This window comes from Nocardia sp. NPDC003269, from assembly GCF_042888005.1.
GTDB lineage: Bacteria > Actinomycetota > Actinomycetes > Mycobacteriales > Mycobacteriaceae > Nocardia.
In genome coordinates this window covers 61,275-87,472 of sequence record NZ_JBIAPA010000005.1, presented here as the reverse complement: position 1 = coordinate 87,472, position 26,198 = coordinate 61,275, and the positions used below count along the sequence as shown (strand labels likewise).

Below are 26,198 nucleotides of genomic sequence, written 5' to 3'. Positions count from 1 at the left end.
GGGCAGCAGATGGCTGGTCGCAACGATGGTCGGGAGCACGCGGGGCACGACGGTCGCGCGGGCGGGCTGCTACGTCAGGCCGACGCCCTGCTCACCGATTCGGCCTGGGAACACGACCCGGGTGAGCGGTTCCGCACCGCCTACCTGGCGGCACTGCGCGGCGCGGGCGCGATGATCGCGCTCACCGGCGCCGATCGGGCGCCCAGGGCGCGCTCGCGCAGCGCCTGGGTGCTGCTGCGGCGCGCGAGTCCCGAGTTCGCGATGTGGGCGGACTACTTCGAGGCGCACTCGCAACTGCGGGCCGATCTGGAGGCCGGGCTGGACCGCGCGGTCACCGACACCCGCGCCGACGAGTTCTGCTCACGGGTGGGCGCATTCCTCTACGACATCGACGATGCGCTGGTCGCCGCCGCCAAGACACGCCCGCAGCCGAGTCGCGACCGGGACATGACCGCTTAGTTATCACCGAGTAGGTGGTACGGCTTCGATCGAACTCGTATCATGGGGAGCAGATAGCCGCCAAGGTCGGCTACCCGTCGCCTACCCGGAGGCGACCAGCCACGCCTAGTGCCGGGGGAGGTACCGTGCCACTCTCCGAGCACGAGCAGCGCATGCTCGAACAAATCGAGAGCGCTCTCTATGCTGAGGATCCGAAGTTCGCCTCGTCCGTCCGCGGCGGACGTCTTCGCTCCACGTCGAGTCGACGCAGACTGCAGGCGGCGGCCTTGTTCGCCATCGGCCTGTTCCTGCTCGTCGCCGGCATCGCCGCCCCGTTCAAGCCGGGCGGTTTCCCGATCATCAGCCTCGTCGGATTCATCGCCATGTTCGGTGCCGGCGTGCTGCTCATGATCGGCAACTCGCGCAGGTCCGCTCGGCCGGACTCGACCGAGACCCCCGGCGCGGGCTCCGGCCCCACGGGCGGCTCGACCGGACGCGGCGGTCGTCCGCGCAAGTCCGGCGGCTTCTCCGAGCGGATGGAAGACCGCTTCCGTCGAAGGTTCGAGCAGGAGTAACTCGGCTGTAGCCGAGACATCACGGCATCGAAGGCGGCGCCGCACCCGATCGGGTGCGGCGCCGCCTTCGCCTGTTTTCGCGGTGGTGGGGCCGTCGGATCGATGGTCAGGGCGGTTCCCCCACTTTCCCCACCGTTCCCCACCGCGCCCCCACGGCCCGCGCCGCCGCCGGTGGCACCTGCGATGTTTGCTGAACGTTGTCGGAACCACGGGTTGCCGACCCGCGCGGGTTGCCCGAACACGCGATAACACCGAATCTCGGTGATAGCTGGCATGACCTGCGGAATTGTGTTGGCGGGGAGCGAGATCACCCGGGGTTTCGATTGAAAGTGGGGGAAAGTGGGGTAATGTGGGTCGCGCACTACAGGAGAGGCCGTACGGCGAGGTGATCCAGTAGGGAGGTGGCCGAGATGTTCCTCGGTACCTACACCCCCCGCCTGGACGACAAAGGGCGACTGACGTTGCCTGCGAAGTTTCGAGACGAACTGGCGGGAGGGTTGATGGTCACCAAAGGTCAAGACCACAGCCTGGCCGTGTACCCGAAGGACGAGTTCACCGCGCTCGCGCGGCGGGCCGCCGCGGCGTCTCGAAGCAACCCGCAGGCAAGGGCTTTCGTCCGAGCGCTGGCGGCGGGCACCGACGAACAACGTCCGGATGCACAGGGCCGGATCACGCTGTCGCCGGACCATCGACGCTATGCCGATCTCACGCGAGATTGCGTGGTGATCGGCTCGGTCGACTTCCTCGAGATATGGGACAAGCAGGCGTGGGAGTCCTACCTCGCCGAGCACGAGGAGGACTACGCGCAAGCCAGAGACGAGTCGCTGGGCGGGATCTTCTAGCTCGGAGCACGCGAGTGCTGCGAGGCCTCTGCCCGGGCGCGGACCCTGACGTACTTCCCCGACGCCAGGTGCCGCGCCTCGGTCAGAGACCTCGACGCATTCGCCGGTTCCATCGCAAGGGCGGTGGAACGGCTTCATTCAGACCGCAATCTCATTCGAAAAGCACTGTGTGGCAAGGCGACCCGTCTGCGACGCGAGGCAGTATCCCGGGAGGTCGAGGTGAACCATGACACCGAGAACCCCCGTCATGTGCCGGTCCTGCTCGAACGCGCCGACGAACTGCTCGGCCCCGCGCTGAGCGAACCGGGCGCCGTCTACATCGACGCGACGCTCGGCCTGGGCGGCCATGCCGAACACTTCCTGCGCACCTATCCGAACGCGCACCTGGTCGGGCTCGACCGCGACACCACCGCGCTGAAACTGGCGGGGGAGCGGCTCGCGCCCTACGCCGACCGGATCACGCTGGTGCACACCCGCTACGACGGCATCGCCGACGCGCTGAGTCAGGCGGGCCTGCCCGAGATCGGTGCGGTGTCAGCGATTCTGATGGACCTCGGGGTGTCGTCGATGCAGCTCGACGAGGCCGATCGCGGTTTCGCCTACTCCGTCGACGCGCCGCTGGACATGCGGATGGACCCGACCACCGGCCCGACCGCCGCCGACGTGCTCAACACCTACAGCCACGGCGACCTGGCCCGGGTGCTGAAAACCTATGGCGACGAACGGTTCGCGGGCAAGATCGCCTCCGAGGTGCTGCGCAGGCGCGCGGTCAAGCCGTTCACCACCAGCGCCGAGCTGGTCGAGCTGCTCTACGACACCATCCCGGCCGCGGCGCGGCGCACCGGCGGTCATCCGGCCAAGCGCACGTTCCAGGCTCTGCGGGTGGAGGTCAACGGCGAGCTCGACTCGCTGCGCGCCGCGCTGCCCGCGGCACTGGATTCGCTGCGCGTCGGCGGGCGGATCTGCGTCATGTCGTACCAGTCGCTGGAGGACCGGCTGGTCAAGCAGGAGTTCGCGCCCCGGATCGTCTCCAGATCGCCGATGGACCTGCCGGTCGAATTGCCCGGCATGGGACCGGAATTCCGGATGCTGACCCGAGGTGCGGAGAAGGCGACCGAGTCCGAGATCGAGGTCAACCCGCGATCCGCGCCGGTGCGGATGCGCGCGGCCGAACGGATCGCGGAGAGGTCAGGGAGGACACAGGAGGGGACACGATGAGCGTGCGGACGAGCACCGTCGCCGTGCCGGGGCGTACGGCCCGTCGCGTCGAGGCGGCCGAACGGGTGAAATCCGGTGCCGCGCAGCGGGCCTACGCGCGCAAGCGCACCAGGGAGCAGCTGCTCGACGGGATCGAGCTGCCCGAGCGGGCCTCGACGATGGCCGGGCGGATCCCGTTCGTCACCGCCATCATCGGATTGCTCGGCTGCGGCCTGGCGCTGACCCTCCTGCTGACCACGCGCGCCGCCGAGGACAGCTACCAGCTCGGCGACGCCAGGACGGTCAACCGCAAGCTCGCCGACGAGCGGGCCGCGCTCCAGCGTGAGGTCGCCGCCGCCGACTCCGCACCCGAATTGGCCGCGCGCGCCAGGGAACTGGGCATGATCCCGGCCAAGGACCCGGCCCGGCTGGTGCTCGGCCCCGGCGGTGAGGTGACCGTCATCGGGACGCCGACGCCCGCGCAGGGCGCGCCGGTGCCGCCGCTGAACGGTCCGCCGACCACCACCCCCAACCCCGCGCCCGGCCATGCCCAGGCGCAGGGTGAGCGGGTGGTTCCGGTGCAGCCGGGCGCCTCGACCACGGGTCCGGCCACGCCGAGCGGTACCCCGGCGAACGTGCTCGCCGCGCCCGCGGCCCAGGGCGCGGCGCCCGCACCGGCGCCCGTCGCGCCGCAGGCCCCGGCCGTCGCGCCGCAGCCCGCCGTCGCTCTGGCGCCCGCGCCGCTGGCCCCGGCCGACACCGCCCCACCCGCCGACGCACCCGCACCCGCCGACGGCCAGGCGCCCGCACCCGCCGAGGGACCGGCGCCCGCGCCGATCGCTCCGGTCACCGTGCCCGACCGGGTCGACGTCGCCGCCCCCACCGACCAGGGCGAACCGGTCGCACCGGCCGACCCGCCGCCGCCCGCCCCCGGTGTCGCGGCCGGCCTACCCGGCCGGGTCGCGGGGCCGCCGAGCGAGTCACCGCGGATCGTCGCTCCGGAGAGCGGTCGATGAGGCAGAGCGGGCCCGCGTCGCGACAGCGACGCGGGCCGGTCTCGTCGAGGGCCCGCCGATCGGGGTCGCTCTCGCCGGACCGGCCGATCCGGTTGCGCCTGGGCGTCGGCCGGGTCACCCTGCTGGCGACGCTGGCGGTGGTGGCACTGCAACTGCTCTACATCCAGAGTCTGGCGGCGCCCGCGCTCTCCGCGCAGGCCGCGTCCCAGCGCACCACCAAGGAGACCGAGGCCGCCGTGCGCGGCCCGATCACCGACCGGCACGGCAACCAGCTCGCCTTCACCATCACCGCGAAAGCGCTGACCTTCCAGCCGGTCCGGGTGCGTCAGCAGCTGGCCGACGCCAAGAAGACCAAGCCGAGCGCGCCCGACCCCGAGCAGCGCCTGAAGGACATCGCGAAGTTCGTCCACGAGAAGCTCGGCGCCGCGGCGCCCAAGGAAGAAGAGCTGCTGGACAAGCTGCGCAGCGACAAGACCTTCACCTACCTGGCTCGCAATGTCGATCCGCGGGTGGCCTCGGAGATCCAGGCCAAGTTCCCCGAGGTCGGCGCCGAACGTCAGGACCTGCGCGAATACCCCGGCGGCGCCCTGGCGGCCAATGTGGTGGGCGCGACCGGCTGGGACGGGCACGGCCAGATCGGCCTGGAGTCCGCGCTGGACTCGGTGCTCGCCGGCACCGACGGTTCGCGCACCTACGATCGCGGGTCCGACGGCGCGGTGATCCCCGGCAGCTACCGCGACCAGCAGCCCGCGGTGAACGGCTACGGCGTGGAGCTGACCCTCGACGAGGACATGCAGTACTACGTCCAGCAGCAGGTGCAGCAGGCCAAGCAGCTCTCCGGCGCGTCGTCGGCCTCGGCGGTGGTGCTCGACGCCAAGACCGGCCAGGTGCTGGCGATGGCCAACGACAACACCTTCAATCCCGCACTGGGACCGCAGCATTGGGCCTCGGCCGACATGAGCAACCCCTCGGTCGCCGAACCGTTCGAGCCCGGCTCGGTGAACAAGATCGTCACCGCGGCCGCCGCCATCGAGTACGGGCTCACCACGCCCGACGAGGTGCTGCAGGTGCCCGGCTCGATCCGGATGGCGGGGGTCACCGTCAACGACGCGTGGCAGCACGGCACCGCGCCGTACACGACCACCGGCATCTTCGGAAAGTCCTCCAACGTGGGCACTCTCATGCTCGCGCAGCGGGTGGGCGAGGATCGCTTCGCCGACATGGTCGACCGTTTCGGGCTCGGCAAGCGCACCGGGATCGGCCTGCCCGGCGAGAGCCCCGGCCAGGTGCCCGCGCGCGATCAGTGGTCCGGCGGCACCTTCGCGAACCTGCCCATAGGCCAGGGCCTGTCGATGACGACCCTGCAGATGACCGGCATGTACCAGGCCATCGCCAACGACGGCCTGCGCATCCCGCCGCGCATCGTCAAAGCCAGGATCGCCCCCGACGGCACCCGCACCGAGGAACTGCAGCCCGACGGCGTGCGAGTGGTGAGCCCGCAGACCGCGAGCACGCTGCGCACCGTCTTCCAGGCGACCGTGCAGAAGGACCCGATGGGCTACCAGATGGGCACCGGCGTCCCGGCCGCCATCGAGGGCTATCAGGTGGCGGGCAAGACCGGCACCGCGCAGAAGGTCGACCCGGGTTGCCGGTGCTATTCGTCCTCGTCGTTCTACATCACCTTCGCCGGGATGGCGCCCGCCGACAACCCCCGCTATGTGATCGGCATGATGCTCGACGCGCCGATCCGCAGCTCCGACGGCAGCGGTGGCGGGTCGGCCGCGCCGCTGTTCCACAGCATCGCCTCCTGGGCGTTGCAGCGTGACCGCGTGCCGCCGTCGCCGGAGCCCAAACGGCTGGTGCTGGAGGCCGGGCTCTAACTCCTCCGCCTAGGCACAACCCGCGTTGTCCATCCGACACCGCGCGTCGGTAACCTGACTGCTCGTCTCGCCCACGCGCTCGATCACTCTCAGAGAGGAGCCTTGTGCCCGCGCAGTCCAGCCCGCACGCGCTCCGGCCCACCACGCCGCCGTCGACGTCGCTGCGGGCCCTGCTGGACCTCACCGGCGCCACGGTGGCGACCCCGGTGACCACCGAACCGACCGTCACCGGCATCGAGCAGCGTTCCAACGCGGTGCGCCCCGGTGACCTGTTCGCCGCGCTGCCCGGCGCGAACGCGCACGGCGCGCGCTTCGCCGCCGACGCCATCGACCGCGGCGCGGTGGCCGTGTACACCGACGCCGCAGGCGCCGCCCTGATCGGCGAGGTCGCCGTGCCGGTCCTGGTGCGCGAGCAGCCGCGCGCCGTGCTCGGCGAGCTCTCGGCCGAGATCTACGGCCACCCGAGCGACCGCCTGCGCATCATCGGCATCACCGGCACCTCCGGCAAGACCACCACCTCCTACCTGGTGGAGGCCGGGCTCGCCGCGGCGGGCCTGTCGACGGGGCTGATCGGCACCATCGAGACCCGCATCGGCGGCAGGCGGGTGCCCAGCGCGCTCACCACGCCCGAGGCGCCCCAGCTGCACGCGATGTTCGCCGCGATGGTCGAGCAGGGCGTGCAGGCGGTCGTGATGGAGGTCTCCAGCCACGCGCTGGCGCTGGGCCGGGTCGACGGCGTGCGCTTCGCCGTCGGCGCGTTCACCAACCTGTCCCAGGACCACCTCGACTTCCACGCCGACTTCGAGGACTACTTCGCCGCCAAACGCAAGCTCTTCGACACGGATTCGCCGGTCGCCGCGCGCACCGCGGTGATCTGCGTCGACGACGAGTGGGGCACCCGGCTCGCCGGCGATCTCACCGCGCCGGTCACCGTCTCGACCACCGGCCCGGCCACCTGGCAGGTCACCGGTGACGTCGACGCCACCGGCGGCGAGCAGGAGTTCACCGCCGCGGGCCCGGACGGCGAACTGGCCGTGCGGCTGCGGCTGCCCGGCCGCTACAACGTCGCCAACGCCCTGCTGGCCGTCGCGACCTGCGCCGCCGCCGGGGTCGATCCGGCCGTGGCCGCGCCCGCGCTGGCCACCGTCGACGTCCCCGGCCGCATGCAGCGGGTCGAGCGCGGCCAGGACTTCCTCGCCGTCGTCGACTACGCGCACAAGCCCGCCGCGGTCGAATCGGTGGTGGCCACCCTGCGCGGTCACCTCACCGAGGCCGGGCACGGCAGGTTGGCCGTCGTCGTCGGCGCCGGCGGCGACCGCGACGCGGCCAAGCGCCCGCTGATGGGGGCGGCCGCCGCGCGCGGCGCCGACCTGCTGATCGTCACCGACGACAATCCCCGCACCGAGGACCCGGCGGCCATCAGGGCCGCCGTGGTGGCCGGTGCGCACGAACTCCCGGCCACCGACCGCGGCGAGATCCGCGAGATCGGTGACCGCGCGGCGGCCATCGCCGCTGCCATCGCCTGGGCGCGGTCCGGCGACGTGGTGCTCATCGCGGGCAAGGGCCACGAGGCGGGTCAGGAGATCCAGGGCGTCAAGCATCCCTTCGACGACCGCGAGGTGGTCGCGGCGGCGCTGGAAACCCTGCAGACACGACACAGTCCGCAGACGGACTCGGAGGACTTGACGGTTTCATGATCGAGATGACACTGCGGGAGATCGCGGACGTCGTCGGCGGCGAGCTGCACGACGTACCCGACCCTCAGGCACTGGTGACCGGTTCGGTCGAATTCGATTCGCGCCGAATCGGTTCCGGCGATCTGTTCCTCGCGCTGCCGGGCGCCACCTCCGACGGACACGATTACGCCGCCGCCGCGGTGGGCGCGGGCGCGGTCGCCGTGCTGGCGGCCCGGCCGGTCGGCGTGCCCGCGATCGTCGTGGCGCCGGACCGCGGTTCGGTCCCGGCGACCTCGGTCGCGCTCAGCGCCGACGCCGACGGCTCCGGCGCCGCCGTCCTCGCGGCGCTGGCCGAGCTGGCGCGCGCCAGCACCGAGCGGCTGGCCGCGCGCACCGGGCTGACCGTCGTCGGCGTCACCGGGTCCTCCGGCAAGACCTCGACCAAGGACCTGCTGGCCGCCGTGCTGGCGCCGCTGGGTCCGGTCGTCGCCCCGCCCGGGTCGTTCAACAACGAGCTCGGGCACCCCTGGACCGCGCTGCGCGCCGGCCTGGACACCAAGTTCCTCGCGCTCGAGCTGTCCGCCCGCGGACCCGGTCACATCGCCGCGCTGGCGCGCATCGCCCCGCCGCGCATCGGCGTCGTGCTCAATGTCGGCACCGCGCACCTCGGTGAGTTCGGCAGCCGCGAGGCCATCGCCCAGACCAAGGGTGAGCTGGTCGAGGCGCTGCCCGCCGAGGGACTGGCCGTGCTCAACGCCGACGACCCGAACGTCGCCGCCATGGCCTCGCGGACGAAGGCGCGCGTGGTGAAGGTCGGTCTGGCCGGTGACGCCGACATCCGCGCCACCGACGTGGTCACCGACGAGCAGGCCCGCGCCCGGTTCACCCTGCACGCGGGCGGTGAGTCCGTGCCGGTGCGGCTGGCCGTGCACGGCGAGCACCAGGTCGGCAACGCGCTGGCCGCGGCCGCCGTCGCGCTGGAGTGCGGCGCCGACCTGGCCACCGTCGCCCAGGCGCTGTCGGGCGCCACCGCGGCCTCGGCGCGCCGGATGGACGTGCGCACCACGGCCGAGGGCGTCACCGTCATCAACGACTCCTACAACGCCAACCCGGACTCGGTGAAGGCCGCGCTCAAGGCGCTGGTCACGCTGGCCAAGGCGGGCGCGGAGCCGCGCCGCAGCTGGGCCGTGCTCGGCGAGATGGGCGAGCTCGGCGACACCTCGGTGATCGAGCACGACGCGATCGGCCGCCTCGCGGTCCGCCTCGATGTCGACCGGTTGATCGTGGTGGGCACCGGACGGCCATCCCGGGGAATGCACCAGGGCGCGGTGATGGAAGGCTCATGGGGCGAGGAGTCGATCCTCGTGCCCGATATCGAGGCGGCGATCGCGCTGCTCGACGACGAGATCGCCGCGGGCGATGTGGTACTGGTCAAGGCGTCGAAGGCGGTGGGCCTGTGGGCCGTCGCCGAGCACCTGACCAGGGCAGGGGAAGGTAGCACGGAGGCGGCTCGATGAGGCAGATTTTGTTCGCGGCGGGGATCGCACTGGCGGTGTCGATCCTGTTGACGCCGTTGCTGATCCGGGTCTTCGCCAGACAGGGCTTCGGCCAGGAGATCCGGGTCGACGGCCCGGCCAGCCACCAGGCCAAGCGCGGCACCCCCACCATGGGTGGCGTCGCCATCCTGATCGGCATGTGGGCCGGTTACCTCGGCTCGCACCTGATCGGCATCGGCTACGACGCCGAGGGCCCGACGGCCTCGGGTCTGCTGGTGCTCGGGCTGACCACCGCGCTCGGCGTGGTCGGTTTCCTCGACGACTTCATCAAGCTGCGCAAGCAGCGCAACCTGGGCCTGTCGGCCGCGGGCAAGTACATCGGCCAGATCGGCGCCGCGGTCCTGTTCGCGGTGCTGGTGCTGCAGTTCCGTGGCCAGAACGGGCTCACCCCGGGCAGCAAGCACATCTCCTATGTGCGCGACATCTCGACGGTGTCGATGGGCGCGATCGTGTTCGTCGTCTTCGTCTGCCTGCTGGTGGTGGCCTGGTCCAACGCGGTCAACCTGACCGACGGCCTGGACGGTCTGGCCGCCGGTTCGATGAGCCTGGTGCTCGGCGCGTACGTGATCATCACCTTCTGGCAGTACCGCAACGCGTGCTCCACCAGCCCCGAGGCCGGCTGCTACGACGTGCGCGACCCGCTGGACCTGGCGCTGGTGTGCGCCGCCGCGGCCGCCGCGTGCATCGGCTTCCTGTGGTGGAACGCCGCGCCCGCCAAGATCTTCATGGGCGACACCGGCTCGCTGGCCCTGGGCGGCATGCTGGCCGGTCTGTCGGTCACCACCCGCACCGAGCTGCTGATGGTCGTCATCGGCGCGCTGTTCGTCGCCGAGGCGGCGTCGGTGGTGCTGCAGGTGGCGGTCTACCGCACCACTCGCAACCGCTTGTTCAAGATGGCGCCGTTCCATCACCACTTCGAATTGAGCAAGTGGGCGGAAACCACGGTGATCATCAGGTTCTGGATCCTGGCCGGCATCGCCGCCGCCGTGGGTCTCGGACTGTTCTACAGCGAATACCTTTCGCAGGTCGGGTGAGGACGAACATGGTCGAACACTCTCCCCGCGCCCTCCGCTCCCCGGGCCCCATGCTCGAATTCCTGCGTGGCCGTGACGTTCTCGTCGCGGGCTGGGGCGTCTCCGGGCGCTCACTGATCGAACCGCTGCGCGATATCGGCGCGCATCCGGTGGTCACCGACAGCGGCGCCAAGGCGCTGGCCGAGGCCGCCGAACTGGGTCTCGAGGTCGCCACCAGCGTCGAGCTGGAGAACGCCGATCTGAGCCGGTTCGCGCTGGTCATCACCAGCCCGGGCTGGCGGCCGGACTCGCCGGTGCTGGTCTCCGCCGTCACCGAGGGCATCCCGGTCTGGGGTGACGTCGAGTTCGCCTGGTGGGTCGACCAGGCCAGGATCTACGGTCCGGTCCGCAAGTGGCTGGTGATCACCGGCACCAACGGCAAGACCACCACCACCAATATGACGCACTCGATCCTGCGTGCCGCCGGCATCGCCAGCGTGGCCTGCGGCAATATCGGCCTGCCGATCCTGGACGCGCTGCGCCGCAATCCCGGCCCGCAGGTGCTCGCGGTCGAGCTGTCCTCGTTCCAGCTGCACTGGGCGCCGTCGGTGCGCCCGGAGGCCGGGGTCGTGCTCAATGTCGCCGAGGACCACCTGGATTGGCACGGCGGCCTGGACGCCTACGCCGCCGCCAAGGCGCGCGCGCTGACCGGGCGGGTCGGCGTCGTCGGCCTCGACGATCCGGTGGCGGGCTCGCTGGCGCGCAAGGCCAAGGCCCGGCGCACCGTCGGCTTCCGGATCGGGGTGCCCGCCGACGGCGAACTCGGCGTGGTCGACGGCAAGCTGCTCGACCGCGCGTTCACCAAGGCCGCGATCCTCGCCGAGACCTCCGACATCAGCCCGCAGGGCCCGGCCGGCATCGCGGATGCCCTCGCCGCCTCCGCGCTGACCAGGGCGATCGACGTGGCGCCGCAGTTCGTGAAGGAGGGCCTGGCCGAGCACAAGGTGGGCCCGCACCGCACCGCGTTCGTCCGCGAACTGGGCGGGGTCGACTTCATCGACGACTCCAAGGCCACCAACCCGCACGCCGCACGCGCCGCGATCCTGGCGCACCCGCACGTGGTCTGGGTGGCGGGCGGTCTGCTCAAGGGCGCCAGCGTCGACGACCTGATCGAGGAGGTGGGCGACCGGCTGGTCGGCGCGGTCCTGTTCGGTGCCGACGCGCCGGTGATCGCCGCCGCATTGGCGCGACACGCACCCGAGGTCCCGGTCATCGAGCTGGATGCGCGAGACGATGCAGGCATGGAGTCGTCGAGATCCCAGCGTGCCGAAGCGGTCATGGGCCGCGCGGTCCGCGCCGCGGCGGGTCTGGCCCGCGCCGGAGACACCGTGCTGCTCGCCCCCGCGGCCGCCTCCCTGGACATGTACGACGACTACACCCACCGCGGACGCTGCTTCGTGGACGCGGTGACGGCACTGGAAGACGGTGACATCGGGCGGGCGCTATGACGGAGACGCGGCGAACGGGTTGGGCGGGGGAGCGCTTCGGCGCCTGGTTGGCCCGTCCGCTCGCGTCCTTTCACCTGATCGTCACCATCGCGACCCTGCTGACCGTGCTCGGCCTGGTCATGGTGCTCTCGGCGTCGAGCGTCGAGGCGTACGCCGGTGGTGGTTCGGCGTACGCGCTGTTCATCCAGCAGGCCATGTTCGCCGCGCTCGGCGCCGTCGCCTTCTATATCGCGCTGCGGCTGCCGCTGCGGCTGCTGCGGCAGTGGTCGTTCCCGATCTTCAGCATCTCGGTGCTGGCGCTGGTGCTGGTGCTCATCCCCGGCATCGGCGCCATCCACGGTGGCGCGCGGCGCTGGTTCGACATCGGCCCGCTGTCGATCCAGCCGTCCGAGGTCGTCAAGGTGACGCTGGTGGTGTGGGGCGCGCATCTGCTGGCCTCGCGGCGTGGCGCCCAGCTCAAGGACATCCTGGTGCCGCTGGTGCCCGCCGGTCTGCTGGTGTGCCTGCTGGTGGTGCTGGAACCGAACCTGTCGACCACCATCGCGCTCGGCATCGTGCTGATGGCGCTGCTGTGGTTCGGCGGGCTGCCGGTGCGGCTGTTCGTCGGGATCATGGTCACCGGGGTGGTCGCGGCGTCGGTGCTGGCGCTGTCGGCCGGGTATCGCTCCGATCGGGTGCGCGCGTTCTTCAACCCCGGTGACGACCCGCAGGGCGTGAACTATCAGGCCCGCCAGGCCAAGTACTCCCTCGCCGACGGCGGCATCTGGGGCCGCGGCCTCGGCCAGAGCCGCGCGAAGTGGAGCTACCTGCCCAACTCGCACAACGACTTCATCTTCGCCATCATCGGCGAGGAACTCGGCTTCCTCGGCTGCATGCTGGTGCTGGCGCTGTTCGCGCTGTTCGTCTACGCGGGCATCCGGATCGCGCTGCGCTCGGTCGACCCGTTCCTGCGGCTGCTCACCGCGACCGCCACCACCTGGATCACCGCGCAGGCGCTGATCAACATCGGCTACGTCGTCGGGCTGCTGCCGGTGACCGGTCTGCAGCTGCCGCTGGTCTCGGCCGGTGGATCCTCGCTGGCCATCACGCTGTTCATGTTCGGCATCATCGCCAGCGCCGCCCGGCACGAACCGGAGGCGGTCTCGGCCCTGCAGGCCGGGCAGGACGGCCGGGTGAGCCGGATGCTGCGGCTGCCGGTGCCCGAGGTGTACACGCCCTTCAAGGCCGACGCACCGCGCAGGCCCGCCCCGAAAGCCAAGGCCGAGCGGCCGCGCCCGGCCGCGCGCCGCGAGAGCCCGGCCCCGCGCCGCCGACGCGCCCCCCAGAGCCGCGGCACCAGTTCGCTACGGTCGACCCGAGCATGGGAACCGACCTATCCGATGCCACACGCGAAAGAACGAGGTAGATCCAAGTGAGTCACCCGCGTCCCGGGTTGTCGGTGATCGTCGCAGGCGGAGGCACCGCAGGCCATATCGAACCCGCGCTCGCCGTCGCCGACGCCCTGCGCGCGCTCGACGCTTCGATCCGGGTGACCGCGCTGGGCACCGAACGCGGTCTGGAGACCGAGCTGGTTCCCGAACGCGGATACCCGCTCGAGCTGATCCCGCCGGTGCCGTTGCCGCGCAAGCCCTCCGCCGACCTGCTGCGCCTGCCCGGCCGGGTGCGCGCCTCGGTGAAGGCGACCAGGGCCGTCATCGACGAGGTGCAGGCCGACGTGATCATCGGCTTCGGCGGCTATGTCGCCCTGCCCGCCTACCTCGCCGCGCGCGGCGGCCTGTTCGGCCGCAAGCGCGCCGTGCCGGTGGTCGTGCACGAGGCCAACGCCAAGGCGGGCATCGCGAACAAGGTCGGCGCCAAGCTCGCCGCGAAGGTGCTTGCCGCGGTGCCCGATTCGGGCCTGGCCGGCGCCCAGGTCGTCGGCATCCCGGTGCGCGCCTCCATCACCGGTCTGGACCGCGCGGCCCTGCGCGCCGAGGCCCGCGCCCACTTCGGCCTGCCCGCCGAGGGCCCGGTGCTGCTGGTGTTCGGCGGATCGCAGGGCGCGCGCAGCCTCAACGAGGCCGTCTCCGGCGCCGCGCCGCAGCTGGCGGCCGCGGGGATCGCGGTACTGCACGCGCACGGCCCGAAGAACAGCGTCGAGGTGAGCACCGCCGACGCCGACGCGCCGTATGTCGCCGTGCCGTACCTGTCCCGGATGGATCTGGCCTACGCCGCCGCCGACGCGGTGGTCTGCCGCTCCGGCGCGATGACCGTGGCCGAGGTGTCGGCGGTCGGGCTGCCCGCCTTCTACGTGCCGCTGCCGCACGGCAACGGCGAGCAGGAGTTCAACGCCAGGCCCGTGGTCGCGCAGGGAGGTGGCAGAATTGTCGCCGACGCCGACCTGACCCCGAAATACGTGATCGATGAGGTGATTCCGCTGCTGCTCGACCCCGCTCGACTCGCCGAGATGAGCCGCGCCGCCGCAGGCGCTGGCCATCGCGACGCTGCCGACACGGTGGCCCGGATCGTCACCGAGGTCGCCCGATGAGCGGCGAGGAACTCGCGACGGCGCTGCCGCCCGAACTCGAACGGGTGCACATGGTCGGCATCGGTGGCGCGGGCATGTCCGGCATCGCCCGGATCCTGCTCGCCCGCGGCGGCGCGGTGTCCGGCTCGGACGCGCGCGAGAGCCGCGGCGTGCTGTCGCTGCGGGCGCGCGGCGCGCAGGTCCGCATCGGCCACGACGCCGACGCGCTCGACCTGCTGCCCGGCGGCCCGACGGTCGTCGTCACCACCTACGCCGCGATCCCGAAGACCAATCCGGAACTGGTCGAGGCGAATCGGCGCCACATCCCGGTGCTGCTGCGCCCGACCGTGCTCGCCGCGCTGATGCGCGGGCACAAGACCCTGCTGGTCTCGGGCACACACGGCAAGACCTCGACCACCTCGATGCTGATCGTGTCGCTGCAGCACTGCGGCGCCGATCCGTCGTTCGCGGTCGGCGGCGAGCTCAACGAGGCGGGCACCAACGCCCACCACGGCAGCGGTGACATCTTCGTCGCCGAGGCCGACGAGTCCGACGGCTCACTGCTGCAATACGACCCGGACGTCGCCGTGGTCACCAACATCGAATCCGATCACCTGGACTTCTTCGGCACCGACGAGGCCTACATCCAGGTCTTCGACGACTTCGCCGACCGGCTCGCGCCGGGCGGTCTGCTGGTGGTGTGCCTGGACGATCCTGGCTCGCTGGCGCTGGCGCATCGGGTCGCCCCGCGACTGCGCGAGCGCGGTGTGGAGGTCCTCGGCTACGGCTCCGGCGACCTGTCGGCGGCCCCGGTGCCGGTCGGCGCGCGCCTGATCGATTGGCAGCCGCGCGATGTCGGCGGCATCGTCGAGTTCGAGCTGGCGGGGGAGAGCACGCCGCGCACGGTGCGGCTGTCGGTGCCGGGCAGGCACATGGCGCTCAACGCGCTGGCCGCGCTGCTGGCCGCCAGGGCCACCGGCGCCGATATCGACGAGATCGTGCAGGGCCTGGAGGGTTTCGGCGGCGTGCACCGCCGGTTCCAGTTCACCGGCCGGGAGAACGGCGTGCGCGTCTTCGACGACTACGCCCACCATCCCACCGAGGTGCGCGCCGTGCTCGAGGCCGCCGCCCAGCTGGTCGCCCAGGAGGCACGCGACGGCGCGCGGACCACCCGCGGCCGGGTGATCGTGGTGTTCCAGCCGCATCTGTACAGCCGCACCGCCACCTTCGCCACCGAGTTCGGCGCCGCGCTGAGCCTGGCCGACGAGGTGGTCGTGCTCGACGTCTACGGCGCGCGCGAGGAGCCGCTGCCCGGCGTCAACGGCGCGCTGGTGGCCCAGGCCGTGACGAGCCCGGTGCACTACCAGCCGGACATGTCGAAGGTGGGCAAGCAGGTCGCCGCGCTCGCGCAGCCCGGCGACGTCGTGATCACCATGGGCGCCGGCGATGTCACCATGCTCGGCAGCCAGATCCTCGACGGCTTGCGCGCCCGGCCGCAACAGGGCGGCCGGTGAGATTGCCGATGCCCGCCGCGCGCGGGTGGCGCGGCTACCGCCTCTGGACGGTGGTCGGTCTCCTCGTGGTGACGGTGCTCGTTGTTCTCGCCTGGTTCACCCCGGTGTTGTCCGTGCGTACCGTGCGCGTCGACGGCTTGGTCGCGGTCTCCGAGGAAGAAGTCCGCGCACGGCTCGAAATCCCGGACGGCCGTTCGATGTTGCGCATCGACACCACCTCGATCGCCCAGCGTGTGGCCGCGATCCCGAAGGTGCGCTCGGTCCGGGTACAGCGCACGTTCCCCTCCACCGTGCTGGTGAGCGTGGTGGAACGAACACCGGTGCTGTACATCGAATCACCGGACGGCGCGCACCTGATCGACGCCGAGAGTGTCGAATTCGCGATCGAGCCCGCACCGCCGATCGGGGTGCCGAAGCTGCTCACCGAGGGGTCCTTCACCGGGCCCGCGGCGGCCAGGGCCGCGGTGGATGTGCTGGTCACGCTGCCGCCCGCGCTGTCGGTGCAGGTGGGCGAGGTTGTCGCGCGGTCGATTTCGGACGTCTCGTTGAACCTACGTGACGGTAGGAAGGTAGTGTGGGGCGGCACGGGCGACGGCGAGCGCAAAGCTGCCGTCGTGTTGCCGCTGCTGACCCGTGAGGGGACCGTGTTCGACGTGTCGAGTCCGAATCTGGTCACGGTAAAGTGAGCGACACTCTTTGTGGCACAAGATTCTGGCTCTCGTCTCGGCGCGCCTGCGCCGGGATCGCAGTGGCTGCGAATAGCGTTCCGCAGCAGTCGGATACTTGACATAACGCCAACCCTATGGTTGAGGTTGAGGGTTTAAGATCGAAGGAAGGCGAGAGCCCATGACGCCCCCGCACAACTACCTTGCGGTGATCAAGGTCGTCGGTATCGGCGGCGGCGGCGTGAACGCCGTCAACCGAATGATCGAACAGGGACTCAAGGGAGTCGAGTTCATCGCGGTCAATACCGACGCCCAAGCCCTGCTGATGAGCGATGCCGACGTCAAGCTGGATGTCGGCCGCGAGCTGACCCGCGGCCTCGGTGCCGGTGCCGATCCGGAAGTCGGCCGCAAGGCCGCCGAAGACCACAAGGACGAGATCGAAGAGGTGCTCAAGGGCGCCGACATGGTCTTCGTCACCGCGGGCGAGGGCGGTGGCACCGGTACCGGTGGCGCGCCCGTCGTCGCCAGCATCGCCCGGAAGCTGGGCGCGCTGACCATCGGCGTCGTCACCCGGCCGTTCTCGTTCGAGGGCAAGCGCCGTGGCAACCAGGCCGAGGTCGGCATCAACCTGCTGCGCGAGTCCTGCGACACGCTCATCGTCATCCCGAACGACCGGCTGCTGCAGCTAGGCGACGCGGCGGTGAGCCTGATGGACGCGTTCCGCTCGGCCGACGAGGTGCTGCTCAACGGTGTCCAGGGCATCACCGACCTGATCACCACCCCGGGTCTGATCAACGTCGACTTCGCCGACGTCAAGTCCGTCATGTCCGGCGCCGGTTCGGCGCTCATGGGCATCGGCTCGGCGCGCGGTGAGGGCCGGTCGGTGAAGGCCGCGGAGACGGCGATCAACTCGCCGCTGCTCGAGGCGTCGATGGACGGCGCGCACGGCGTGCTGCTCTCGATCGCCGGCGGCTCCGACCTCGGTCTGTTCGAGATCAACGAGGCGGCCTCGCTGGTGCAGGAGGCGGCCCACATCGAGGCCAACATCATCTTCGGTACGGTCATCGACGATTCGCTGGGCGACGAGGTGCGCGTCACCGTAATCGCGGCGGGTTTCGACGGTGGCGGCCCGTCCCGGCGGGCGGCGCCCGAATCGCACACCCGGGTCGGGTCCGGCTCGATCGGTGCGGGTCGGGCCGGCGAGGTCGGCCAGGCGCGCACCAGCGAGGCGCCGGTCCGGGCGACCGAACCCGCCACCAGCGGGGTGTCGAGCGGGCGGACCAGCGCGCCGAGCTACCGCGACACCGAGCGCTACCGGGAATCGGAGCGGCAGCGGGTCACCGAGCAGGCCATGAACCGCGTCAACAACCCCGACCAGGGCGACGACGGCGACGATGACGACGACATCGAAGTGCCGATCTTCATGCGCCGATAGGCAACACGTACGAGAAGAGCCCGGACTCCCAACGGAGTCCGGGCTCTTCTCGTAGATACGGGCTCAGCCCTTGGCGCTGCCCAGGCAGAACGTGGTCTTCGGGTCGTTGACGACCAGCACCGAGTCGGCGTCCGCGCCGCACAGCTGCTCGTCGACCTGACCGTCGATCCGCGAGACGACCTTGAAGTCGGCCTCGGTGGCGGTGCACGGCACGAACTTGTAGCCGGTCATCATGCCCTCGTTGTAGCAGCTGCCCTCCTTGAAGTTGGGGGCCAGACAGAGGAACGCGAGGGTGCCGCCGCTGCCGAAGGTCTCCTCGTAGGAGGTGTAGTCCTCGTGGCACTCGACCTTCTGATCGTGCACCTGGACGACCTTGTAGACCGCGGTCTCGGCCGAGCAGTCGACCGGCTCGGTCTTGGAGTCGATCATCGACGCCGAGATCACGTTGATGCAGTCACCGACCTTCGAGCGGGCGGTGTCGGACTTGCCCGCGTCCTTGGCCACCTCGGTGACCTTGTCCACGGCCGAGCAGCCCGCGGCACCGAGTGCCGAGACCGCCAGCAGTGCGAGCGCGAACCGCGAAACCTTGCCCTTGCCGGTGAATGTCATGCGAACCTTCTTTCTGAAGAACCTCACCGCGGACCCTTCGGCGGTGATCGGCCTCGCCCACCCAACCCCACGGCCGTCTCCGGAGCATCCGGGAAACCACGGCATTCGCGCGTCGGCGCCCCGGGTTAGGCTCACCCCGGACAATCCGGGCAGGAGAGGGGGTGGTGACGGTGATCGAACGCGCCTTCGTCGGCCGGGCTCCCGAACTCGCCACCCTGACCTCGACGTTCACCGGCCCCGATGCCCCCTGGCTGCTGCTGGTGGAGGGGCCCGCCGGAATCGGCAAGTCCCGCTTGATCACCCATTTCGCCCAGGCCGCACCGTGCCGGGTGTTCTCGATCACCGGTGCCGAGGACGCCCGCACCCAACCGCGCTATCTCGCCGACGATCTCGTCGAACAGCTCGGTGACGCCGACCCGGACCGGGCGCGCGGCGCGATGGTCGGCCACCGCCCGGAGGCCGACCTCACCGACGCGGGTCGCGTGATGCCGCCGGTCGACGACCCCGAAGCTGCCGTGCCCGCGGCGGAACTGCTGGCCGACCTCGCGCTCGCCCGGTGGCTGCGGCGCGCGCTCGGCGCGGCGGAGACGTTGCTGGTCGTCGACGACGCGCAGTGGGCCGACGCGGAGTCGGTTCGGCTGCTGGCCTTCCTGATCCGCAATCGGCCGGTGGGCGGGTTCCGGTTGCTCCTGGCGTTCCGCGACGGCGGTTGTCCGCCGTCGATCGCCCGGTTGCTGCGGGCGCCGCGGGTCCGCTCGGCTCAGGTCCGGGTGCCGCCGTTCACCCGGGTCGATGTCGACGGACTGCTGCCGGGGGAGGACCCGCGGCGGCGCGCGCGGTTGCTCGACGCCTCCCAGGGCAATCCGCTGTACCTGTCACTGCTGGCCGACCTGCCCGACCGGGAGCTCGACCGGGCGCTGCGCGGGGAGAACCCGGATCCCGCGTCGACCGACTACGCCGCCGTCGACCGGACGATCCGCGCCGAACTGGCCCAGCTGCCCGAGCTCGAACGGTCGGTCGCGCAGGCCGTCGCCGTGTGCGGTGCGCCGCCCGACCTCGAACTGCTGTCCGCGACAGCCGATCTCCCCGCCGCGTCGGTGGCGGGCGCGCTCGACGGTCTGGTCGCGCGCGGGGTCGTCCGCGCGGTCGACGGCACGGTGACCTTCGTCCACCCGCTGATCCGCACCGCCGCCTACCGCCTGGCCGGGCAGGGCTGGCTGACGCTGGCCCACCGCCGCACCGCGCTGGCCCTGCGCGCCCGCGACGCGCCGATGGCCGCGCGAGCCACACAACTCGAACACGCGCTGCTCGGCCGGGACGAGATCGCGGGAGCCGAATTGCGGCTGGCCGCCGACCAGGTCCTCGCCGACGCCCCGGCCTCGGCCGCGCGCTGGTTCGCGCTCGCGCACCGGATCGCGCCCTCGGCCGCCGATCCGCTCGCCGACGCGGTGGCGCTCGGCCGGGCGCTGCTGCTGGCCGGCGCGGGCGAGCGCGCGGCGGCGGCGCTCGACCCGGCCGCCGCCGAACCGGGCCCCCACCAGCTGGAAGCGCTGCTGCTCTCGGCCCGGTGTGCCCGCATGCGCGGCCGGGTCGAACAGGCCAGGACGCTGCTCGCGACCGCCGCGACCCTGCCTCGCCGCGCCGGTGACGGCCCGGTCCAGCTGGAACTGGCCATCCTGGAATTGCAGGACCACCGCGACGCCGAGGGCCACGCCCGCCTCAACGCCTTGTTCGGGTCCGCCGAGATCGAGGACTCGGCGGTCCGTGCCGCCGCGCTGGCGTTGCGCTGTCTCGGTTTCGTCGCCGACGGCCAGATCCGGACCGCGGCCGACCTCTATCCCGGGTGCCATCGGGCCTTCGAGGACCTCACCGACGCCGGCTTCCGCGAGGTCGTCCACGCGATCCCCGCCCTGGGCTGGTGCGCCTACTTCCTCGACCACGACCGCGACGGTCTCGTCCACCTGGACCGCGCCCTCCGGGTCAGCCACCGCTTCGGCCGCAGCTACGCCCTCGCCGAACTCCAGACCGTCCGCGCCTACTCGCTGGCCAAACTCGGTCGCCTGCACGCCGCGATCGCCGCCGCCGACGACGCGACCGAGGCCGCCACCACCTTCCACCACCCCGACCTGCTCTCCTTCGCCGGCGCGGTCAAACTCCGCACCCTGCTGCTGACCGCCCCCACCGACACCGTCACCACCCAGTGGCACGCCGTCGCCGCCCTGCCGCGCCCCGCCATGCGCTGGTGGCGCCAGGTCGTCGAGACCACCCTCGCCGAAACCGCCCGCCTGGTGGGCCTCCCGGCACCGGACCTTCGCCCGCCCGGCGACCCGGTCCCCGACCTGGCTCGCCCGCCCGCCGTTCCGTCGGTCCCGGGTGTTCCGGCGCCCGGCGTCCCCGCGCTTCCCGGCGATTCGGCACCGACCCTGCCCGCCCCCGACACCCGCCCCGGCCCGCTGCACCCCACGCACCTCGCCAGGGCAGCCCATGCCGCCATCGCCGACGGTGATCTCACGAGCGCGGCCGACCTCGTCGCCCGGGCGGCCGCCGCGGCGACGTCCCAGATGTCGGCCACCGGCGTCCGCGAAACCGTCGCGGGCGAGGACGGCTCCACCCCGGCGGACCAGCGGCCGAGCAGTCCGGGGCGCGCCCCGCAGCCGGGTGTAGTCGGTGCCACGCGCGTCGCGGGCGGTGCTCCCGGCGTGCCGCACACCGCACCGGATGGCCCGGCCGTCGGTGCGCACGCGCCGCATCCGGCCGACGGCAGTTGGAGCACCGCAGACCCGGTCGCCGGTGCGCATGCGCCGCGCCCGGCCGACGGCAGTTGGAGCACCGCAGACCCGGTCGCCGGTGCGCATGCGCCGCGCCCGGCCGACGGCAGTCGGAGCACCGCAGACCTGGCCGCCGGTGCGCATGCGCCGCGCCCGGCCGACGGCAGTCGGAGCACCGCAGACCTGGCCGCCGGTACGCACGCGCCGCGCCCGGCCGACGACCGCCGGAGCACCGCGCACGAGGACCAGGGTGGCGGCGCCTGCGCGGCGGACGAGGGCCTGGGCAGTCAGGTCGGGTCGGCCGCGCTGGCCATGGCCGACTATGCCGCCGCCATCGGTGATCTCGGTGCCGCCGCGGCGGCGGCCGAGCGGGCGATCGCCGCGTTCACCCGTGCCGGAATGGCGGTCAACCGCGCGCAGGCCGAACTGCTGGCCGGCACAGTCGCGGGCCGTCGCGGCGATTTCGGCGAGGCGACCAGCCGATTCGCCTCGGCACGGGCGGCTTTCGCCGACGCGGGCGCGCAGCGACTGCTGGCCGAGACCACCACGGCCCAGCGCCGCCTGGCCGGCAGCTGCTCACCCACCGTCACCATCCTGACCAGGCGCGAACGCGAAGTCGCCGACCTGGCGGCGCTGGGTTACGCGAACAAGGACATCGCCGCCCACCTCTACCTGAGCCCCCGCACCGTCGAGGACCACCTCGGCCGCGTCCTGCGCAAGCTCGGCCTCACCAGTCGCGCGGGCATCGCCCGCAAGCTCGACGAGCTGAGCGCTCCGAGCGACCCGTCCGGCACCTCGGCCCCGCGCCGCTGAGTGTGCTCGGTGCCGAGCGACGCCGAACCCGCAGCGCGCGGACCGGGCTCGCCGCGGCTGTCCGGCGCCCGGCTCGACACGGTGCACCGGGGTTGACCGACGTCACCACCCACGGGCACCGCACCCCGCCCGGACGGCACTACGCTCGAAGTCATGACTTCCGCACCTCCCACCGTGACCGTTCGCCGGGTGACCACCACCCGCGCCGGTGGCTTCTCCGCCGCCCCGTACGACTCGTTCAACCTGGGCGATCACGTCGGCGACGATCCGGAAGCCGTGCGCCGCAATCGGGTTCGGCTGGCCGAGGGGATCGGGCTCACCCCGGACCGGCTGGTGTGGATGGAGCAGGTGCACGGGCGCGCCGTGGAGATCGTCGACGGGCCGCGCGCCGAACCGGTCCCGGTCACCGACGCGCTGGTCACCACCGTGCCGAACCTCGCCCTGGTGGTGCTCACCGCCGACTGCGTGCCGATCCTGCTCTCCGACGACGAGGCGGGTGTCATCGCCGCGGTGCACGCGGGCCGCATCGGCGCCCGGATCGGGATCGTGCCGCGGGTGCTCGAGGCGATGGTGTCGGTGGGCGCGCGGGTCGAGCGGATCGGCGCCTTCCTCGGCCCCGCCGCCTCCGGCCGCCAGTACGAGGTCCCCGCCGCGATGCGCGCCGACGTCGAGGCCCACCTGCCCGGCAGCGCCACCACCACAGTCCGCAAGACCCCCGGTCTGGACCTGCGCGCCGGCATCAGCAGGCAGCTCACCGAGGCGGGCGTCGGCGGCATCGCGCTGGACCCGCGCTGCACGATCGAGGACAAGACCCTGTTCAGCCACCGCCGCGGCGCCCCGACCGGCCGCATCGCCGGCGTGATCTGGATGGACCCCACCGCGTGAGCGCGGCGTGCGAGACCACCCGCGCCCAGGAACTCTCGGCCCGCCTCGACGGCCTGCTGGCCCGCATCGATGCCGCCGTGGCGGCCGCGGGCCGACCGGCCGGTGCGGTCCGGCTGCTGCCGGTGACGAAGTTCTTCCCCGCAGCCGACGTCGACATCCTCTACGGACTCGGCAGGCGCGAGTTCGGCGAGTCGCGGGAGCAGGAGGCCTCGGCCAAGGTCACCGAGCTGGGCTACGACGACGTCGAATGGCACATGATCGGCCGTCTGCAACGGAACAAGGCGCGCGCGGTGGCGCGCTGGGCGCACACCGTGCACTCGGTCGACAGCGAACGCCTGGCAACCGCCCTGGACCGGGCCGCGCAGGACGCCATGGCAGCCGGCGAGCGTACCGCGCCCCTGCGCGTCCTGCTCCAGGTGAGCCTGGACGACGACCCCGGTCGCGGGGGTGTCGCACCGGCCGATCTGCCCGCCCTGGCCGACCTCGTGGCGAAGGCCCCCGGCCTGCATCTGGCCGGTCTGATGGCGATTCCGCCCCTTGACGCCGCCAGTGATGCGTCCTTTGCGAATCTTGCGACTTTGCACACTTCGCTGCTGACTCGACACGCCGACGCCACCGAACTTTCTGCAGGTATGTCGGGTGATTTGGAAGTTGCGGTCGAACACGGTTCGACGTGTGTGCGTGTCGGTACCGCCTTGATGGGCGCGCGACCGATAACCTCGGCGTAGCAAAGAAACCTCATCAGTCACATTCGACACATACGATTGGGCCGACGAGGCGCTGAGCAAGAACTTCAACACCCGGCCGCCACCGGGGCCGAAGGAAGGTCGACCAGATGAGCACGCTGCACAAGTTCAAGGCGTACTTCGGCATGGTTCCGCTCGACGAGTACGAAGACGATTACGTCGACGATCACGCCCCTCGCGGCGCCGACGAGCGCGCTGGCCGCACTCGTCCGCGCAGCTACGACCGCTACGCCGAAGACCGATACGGCGCCGACCGTTTCGAGGACGAGGCCGACGACTACCCGCAGCCGGCCTACAAGTCGGCCTACCAGGCGCGTCGTGACGATTACGTCGCCGACACCTACGCCGACGATCGTTATGAGACGCCACGTCGCCCCACCAGGATCGAGACCGCGCCGTCATCGGGGCGCTCGTTCCGGGCGGGCGGTGTCGCACCCGGCATGCGCGGTTCCACCCGTGGCGCGCTCGCGGTCGATCCCGACGCCGAGGAGCGCAGGCTGGAGGAGCGCATGCGCCCCGAGCCTGCCGCCGCGCGGCGGCCTGGGATCTTCGAGGACGGAGGTCCCTTGTCCAAGATCACCACGCTGCGTCCGCGGGACTACAGCGAGGCCAGGATCATCGGTGAGCGTTTCCGTGAGGGCAACCCGGTGATCATGGATCTGGTCGACCTGAGCAATGCCGATGCGAAACGGCTGGTCGATTTCGCGGCCGGGCTCGCGTTCGCGCTGCGTGGTTCGTTCGACAAGGTGGCGACGAAGGTGTTCCTGCTCTCACCGGCCGATGTCGACGTATCAGCGGAAGAGCGCCGCCGGATCGCCGAAAACGGCTTCTACAACCAGAAATAGCGACCACCTCCGCAACGCCGTGATGGCCGCCCGCGCACTGCGCGGCGCGGCCATTTTGCACGCCGCCGATTTTGCGGCAGAGTGAAGACGTGGCCCTGTTCGCGGTTCTGTACCTGGTGCTTTTCATCTTCTGGCTGTTGCTGATCAGCCGGGTGATCGTCGAGTTCATTCGCAGTTTCGCGCGCGATTGGCGCCCGACCGGTGTGGTGGTGATCATCCTCGAGGTGATCTTCACGGTGACCGACCCGCCGGTGAAACTCCTGAGGCGGTTGATACCTCCTGTGAATCTCGGGGGTATTCGGCTCGATCTGTCGATAATGGTCCTGCTCTTCGTGGTGTTCATCCTGATGTCCATCGTGGGTAGGCTCGGGCAGCCCGTGACCTCCGTGTGACATACTGAATCGAGAAGACCGCTTGCTAGTTCTCCAAAAGACGCGTGAAGGGATCCTTCGATGCCGCTGACTCCCGCCGATGTGCATAACGTCGCGTTCAGCAAACCGCCGATCGGTAAGCGCGGCTACAACGAGGACGAGGTAGATGCCTTCCTGGATCTCGTCGAGCAGGAGCTCTCGCGCCTGATCGAAGAGAACGCCGACCTGCGTCAGCGGGTCGCCGAACTCGACACCGAGCTGGCCGACGCCAAGAAGAACCGCGCGTCCGCGCCGGTCAACGCCGTCAAGGCGCCTGTCCAACAGGCCCCGCCGCCTGCTCCGGAACCGATCGCGCCGCCGGTGCCACCCGCACCGCCTGCGCCGATGCCGGTCGCCGCCCCGGTGCGCGACAACTCGGGCCCGGACGCGAACATGCAGGCCGCGAAGGTGCTCACGCTGGCGCAGGAAATGGCCGACCGGCTCACCACCGACGCCAAGACCGAGGCCGAGGGCCTGCTCTCGAACGCGCGGGCAAACTCCGAGCGACTGGTCGGCGACGCCCGCACCCGCTCGGAAGCGATGATCGCCGACGCGCGCCAGAAGTCCGACGCGATGCTGACCGACGCGCAGAACCGCTCCGACACCCAGATCCGGCAGGCCAAGGACAAGGCCGAGGCGCTGACCGCCGACGCCGAGCGCCAGCACGCCGAGATCATGGCCACCATCACCCAGCAGCGCACGGTGCTGGAAAGCCGCATCGAGCAGCTGAAGACCTTCGAGCGCGAGTACCGCGTGCGGCTGAAGTCGTACCTGGAGTCGCAGCTGGAGGAGCTGGAGAACCGCGGCTCGGCCGTCCCGGTCGACGGTGGCGAGTTCGCCGGCGAAACCAACGGTTCGGCCAACAGTCTGGCTCCTGCCTCCTTCGCCAAGGGCGCCAAGTAAACTGGACCCTGGTCACACGGCCCGCCGTGTGACCAGGGAAACGCCCAGCTTTCGTCGGGCTGCTCGGGTTCTTGGGAGTCAGCATGCTCGTCTTGACGCTCGTCCTCGCGGCTATCGGTTTCGGTCTGCTCGTCGCGGCGCTCGCCACCGGTTCGGTGCTGTGGGCGTGGGGGTGCATTCTGATCTGTGTCGTCGGTGCCGCCACTCTGCTGGTGAGCGCGCTGGCCACCCGAAAACCCGAGAACGACCCGGTCCCACCCGGCCGACACGCCCGGCGGGACTGACGGCGCGAAATATCCGCTGGACGGTCCCGGTTAGAATCGAACTACACACGGCACCGATCCGGCCATCACCGGGGAGCCTTCGGAAGAACGGCGTTCGCGCTCAGTAGAACCGAA

The 26,198-nt window shown here is 71.4% G+C and carries 23 protein-coding genes; 22 read left to right on the top strand and 1 reads right to left on the bottom strand.

The window, feature by feature from the left end:
* The first annotated feature begins 9 nt into the window (after positions 1-9).
* The 15 genes from ACFYWJ_RS31670 (at position 10) to ftsZ (ending at position 17,821) form a co-directional block, all read left to right on the top strand.
* Positions 10-459, top strand: a complete 450-nt coding sequence (locus ACFYWJ_RS31670; protein ID WP_355280167.1) for an SAV_6107 family HEPN domain-containing protein — start codon at positions 10-12, stop codon at positions 457-459.
* 125 nt (positions 460-584) lie between these two features.
* A complete protein-coding gene (locus tag ACFYWJ_RS31665; protein WP_355280169.1) occupies positions 585-1,013 on the top strand; it encodes a DUF3040 domain-containing protein in 429 nt (142 codons plus the stop codon).
* A gap of 410 nt (positions 1,014-1,423) precedes the next feature.
* A complete protein-coding gene (gene mraZ / locus ACFYWJ_RS31660) occupies positions 1,424-1,855 on the top strand; it encodes a division/cell wall cluster transcriptional repressor MraZ (RefSeq protein ID WP_218715918.1) in 432 nt (143 codons plus the stop codon).
* A 219-nt stretch (positions 1,856-2,074) separates the two neighbouring features.
* The gene (gene rsmH / locus ACFYWJ_RS31655; protein ID WP_355284990.1) at positions 2,075-3,073 is read left to right on the top strand and encodes a 16S rRNA (cytosine(1402)-N(4))-methyltransferase RsmH; all 999 of its coding nucleotides are present in this window, start codon (positions 2,075-2,077) and stop codon (positions 3,071-3,073) included.
* Complete coding sequence (locus tag ACFYWJ_RS31650; protein ID WP_387163518.1) at positions 3,070-4,068, top strand: hypothetical protein; 999 nt, start codon at positions 3,070-3,072, stop codon at positions 4,066-4,068. The genes rsmH and ACFYWJ_RS31650 overlap by 4 nt, the downstream gene beginning before the upstream one ends.
* Positions 4,065-5,948 carry a penicillin-binding protein 2 gene (locus tag ACFYWJ_RS31645; protein ID WP_355284875.1) on the top strand — a complete coding sequence of 628 codons (1,884 nt, stop codon included), beginning with the start codon at positions 4,065-4,067 and terminating at the stop codon, positions 5,946-5,948. The genes ACFYWJ_RS31650 and ACFYWJ_RS31645 overlap by 4 nt, the downstream gene beginning before the upstream one ends.
* 104 nt (positions 5,949-6,052) lie before the next feature.
* The gene (locus ACFYWJ_RS31640; RefSeq protein ID WP_355284872.1) at positions 6,053-7,645 is read left to right on the top strand and encodes a UDP-N-acetylmuramoyl-L-alanyl-D-glutamate--2,6-diaminopimelate ligase; all 1,593 of its coding nucleotides are present in this window, start codon (positions 6,053-6,055) and stop codon (positions 7,643-7,645) included.
* Entirely contained in the window at positions 7,642-9,141 is a 1,500-nt protein-coding gene (murF, locus tag ACFYWJ_RS31635; protein ID WP_355284870.1) for a UDP-N-acetylmuramoyl-tripeptide--D-alanyl-D-alanine ligase, read from the top strand. The genes ACFYWJ_RS31640 and murF overlap by 4 nt, the downstream gene beginning before the upstream one ends.
* Positions 9,138-10,214: a phospho-N-acetylmuramoyl-pentapeptide-transferase gene (gene mraY / locus ACFYWJ_RS31630; protein WP_218716002.1), complete on the top strand. Its 1,077-nt coding sequence runs from the start codon at positions 9,138-9,140 to the stop codon at positions 10,212-10,214. Before murF ends, mraY begins: the two co-directional genes overlap by 4 nt.
* Positions 10,215-10,264: 50 nt before the next feature.
* A complete protein-coding gene (gene murD, locus ACFYWJ_RS31625; RefSeq protein WP_355284878.1) occupies positions 10,265-11,701 on the top strand; it encodes a UDP-N-acetylmuramoyl-L-alanine--D-glutamate ligase in 1,437 nt (478 codons plus the stop codon).
* Positions 11,698-13,116: a putative lipid II flippase FtsW gene (gene ftsW / locus ACFYWJ_RS31620; protein WP_355284867.1), complete on the top strand. Its 1,419-nt coding sequence runs from the start codon at positions 11,698-11,700 to the stop codon at positions 13,114-13,116. Before murD ends, ftsW begins: the two co-directional genes overlap by 4 nt.
* Positions 13,113-14,228 carry an undecaprenyldiphospho-muramoylpentapeptide beta-N-acetylglucosaminyltransferase gene (gene murG, locus ACFYWJ_RS31615; RefSeq protein WP_355284864.1) on the top strand — a complete coding sequence of 372 codons (1,116 nt, stop codon included), beginning with the start codon at positions 13,113-13,115 and terminating at the stop codon, positions 14,226-14,228. The genes ftsW and murG overlap by 4 nt, the downstream gene beginning before the upstream one ends.
* Positions 14,225-15,721 (top strand): UDP-N-acetylmuramate--L-alanine ligase, encoded by a 1,497-nt coding sequence (murC, locus tag ACFYWJ_RS31610; protein WP_355284861.1) that lies wholly within the window; start codon positions 14,225-14,227, stop codon positions 15,719-15,721. Before murG ends, murC begins: the two co-directional genes overlap by 4 nt.
* 8 nt (positions 15,722-15,729) lie before the next feature.
* Positions 15,730-16,407, top strand: coding sequence for an FtsQ-type POTRA domain-containing protein (locus tag ACFYWJ_RS31605; protein WP_355284858.1), 678 nt, complete (start codon positions 15,730-15,732; stop codon positions 16,405-16,407).
* Positions 16,408-16,567: 160 nt separating this feature from the next.
* The gene (ftsZ, locus tag ACFYWJ_RS31600) at positions 16,568-17,821 is read left to right on the top strand and encodes a cell division protein FtsZ (protein ID WP_355284856.1); all 1,254 of its coding nucleotides are present in this window, start codon (positions 16,568-16,570) and stop codon (positions 17,819-17,821) included.
* 63 nt (positions 17,822-17,884) lie between these two features.
* On the opposite strand, the gene ACFYWJ_RS31595 is transcribed toward ftsZ, so the two are convergent.
* The gene (locus ACFYWJ_RS31595) at positions 17,885-18,430 is read right to left on the bottom strand and encodes a hypothetical protein (protein ID WP_355284854.1); all 546 of its coding nucleotides are present in this window, start codon (positions 18,428-18,430) and stop codon (positions 17,885-17,887) included.
* Between the two features lie 164 nt (positions 18,431-18,594).
* Here ACFYWJ_RS31595 and ACFYWJ_RS31590 point away from each other — a divergent pair, with 164 nt between their 5' ends.
* From ACFYWJ_RS31590 to ACFYWJ_RS31560, 7 genes are all read left to right on the top strand, one after another.
* Complete coding sequence (locus ACFYWJ_RS31590; protein ID WP_387208268.1) at positions 18,595-22,011, top strand: AAA family ATPase; 3,417 nt, start codon at positions 18,595-18,597, stop codon at positions 22,009-22,011.
* A 153-nt stretch (positions 22,012-22,164) separates the two neighbouring features.
* Positions 22,165-22,896, top strand: a complete 732-nt coding sequence (gene pgeF / locus ACFYWJ_RS31585) for a peptidoglycan editing factor PgeF (RefSeq protein ID WP_355284381.1) — start codon at positions 22,165-22,167, stop codon at positions 22,894-22,896.
* Complete coding sequence (locus ACFYWJ_RS31580; protein WP_355284378.1) at positions 22,893-23,624, top strand: YggS family pyridoxal phosphate-dependent enzyme; 732 nt, start codon at positions 22,893-22,895, stop codon at positions 23,622-23,624. Before pgeF ends, ACFYWJ_RS31580 begins: the two co-directional genes overlap by 4 nt.
* Positions 23,625-23,731: 107 nt before the next feature.
* Entirely contained in the window at positions 23,732-24,487 is a 756-nt protein-coding gene (locus ACFYWJ_RS31575; RefSeq protein WP_355284375.1) for a cell division protein SepF, read from the top strand.
* 89 nt (positions 24,488-24,576) lie between these two features.
* Positions 24,577-24,879: a YggT family protein gene (locus ACFYWJ_RS31570; protein ID WP_019046242.1), complete on the top strand. Its 303-nt coding sequence runs from the start codon at positions 24,577-24,579 to the stop codon at positions 24,877-24,879.
* 60 nt (positions 24,880-24,939) lie between these two features.
* On the top strand, positions 24,940-25,800 hold the full coding sequence (locus ACFYWJ_RS31565) for a DivIVA domain-containing protein (protein ID WP_355284373.1): 861 nt from the start codon (positions 24,940-24,942) through the stop codon (positions 25,798-25,800).
* A gap of 83 nt (positions 25,801-25,883) precedes the next feature.
* Positions 25,884-26,084: a hypothetical protein gene (locus ACFYWJ_RS31560; RefSeq protein ID WP_355284370.1), complete on the top strand. Its 201-nt coding sequence runs from the start codon at positions 25,884-25,886 to the stop codon at positions 26,082-26,084.
* Positions 26,085-26,198 lie beyond the last annotated feature (114 nt).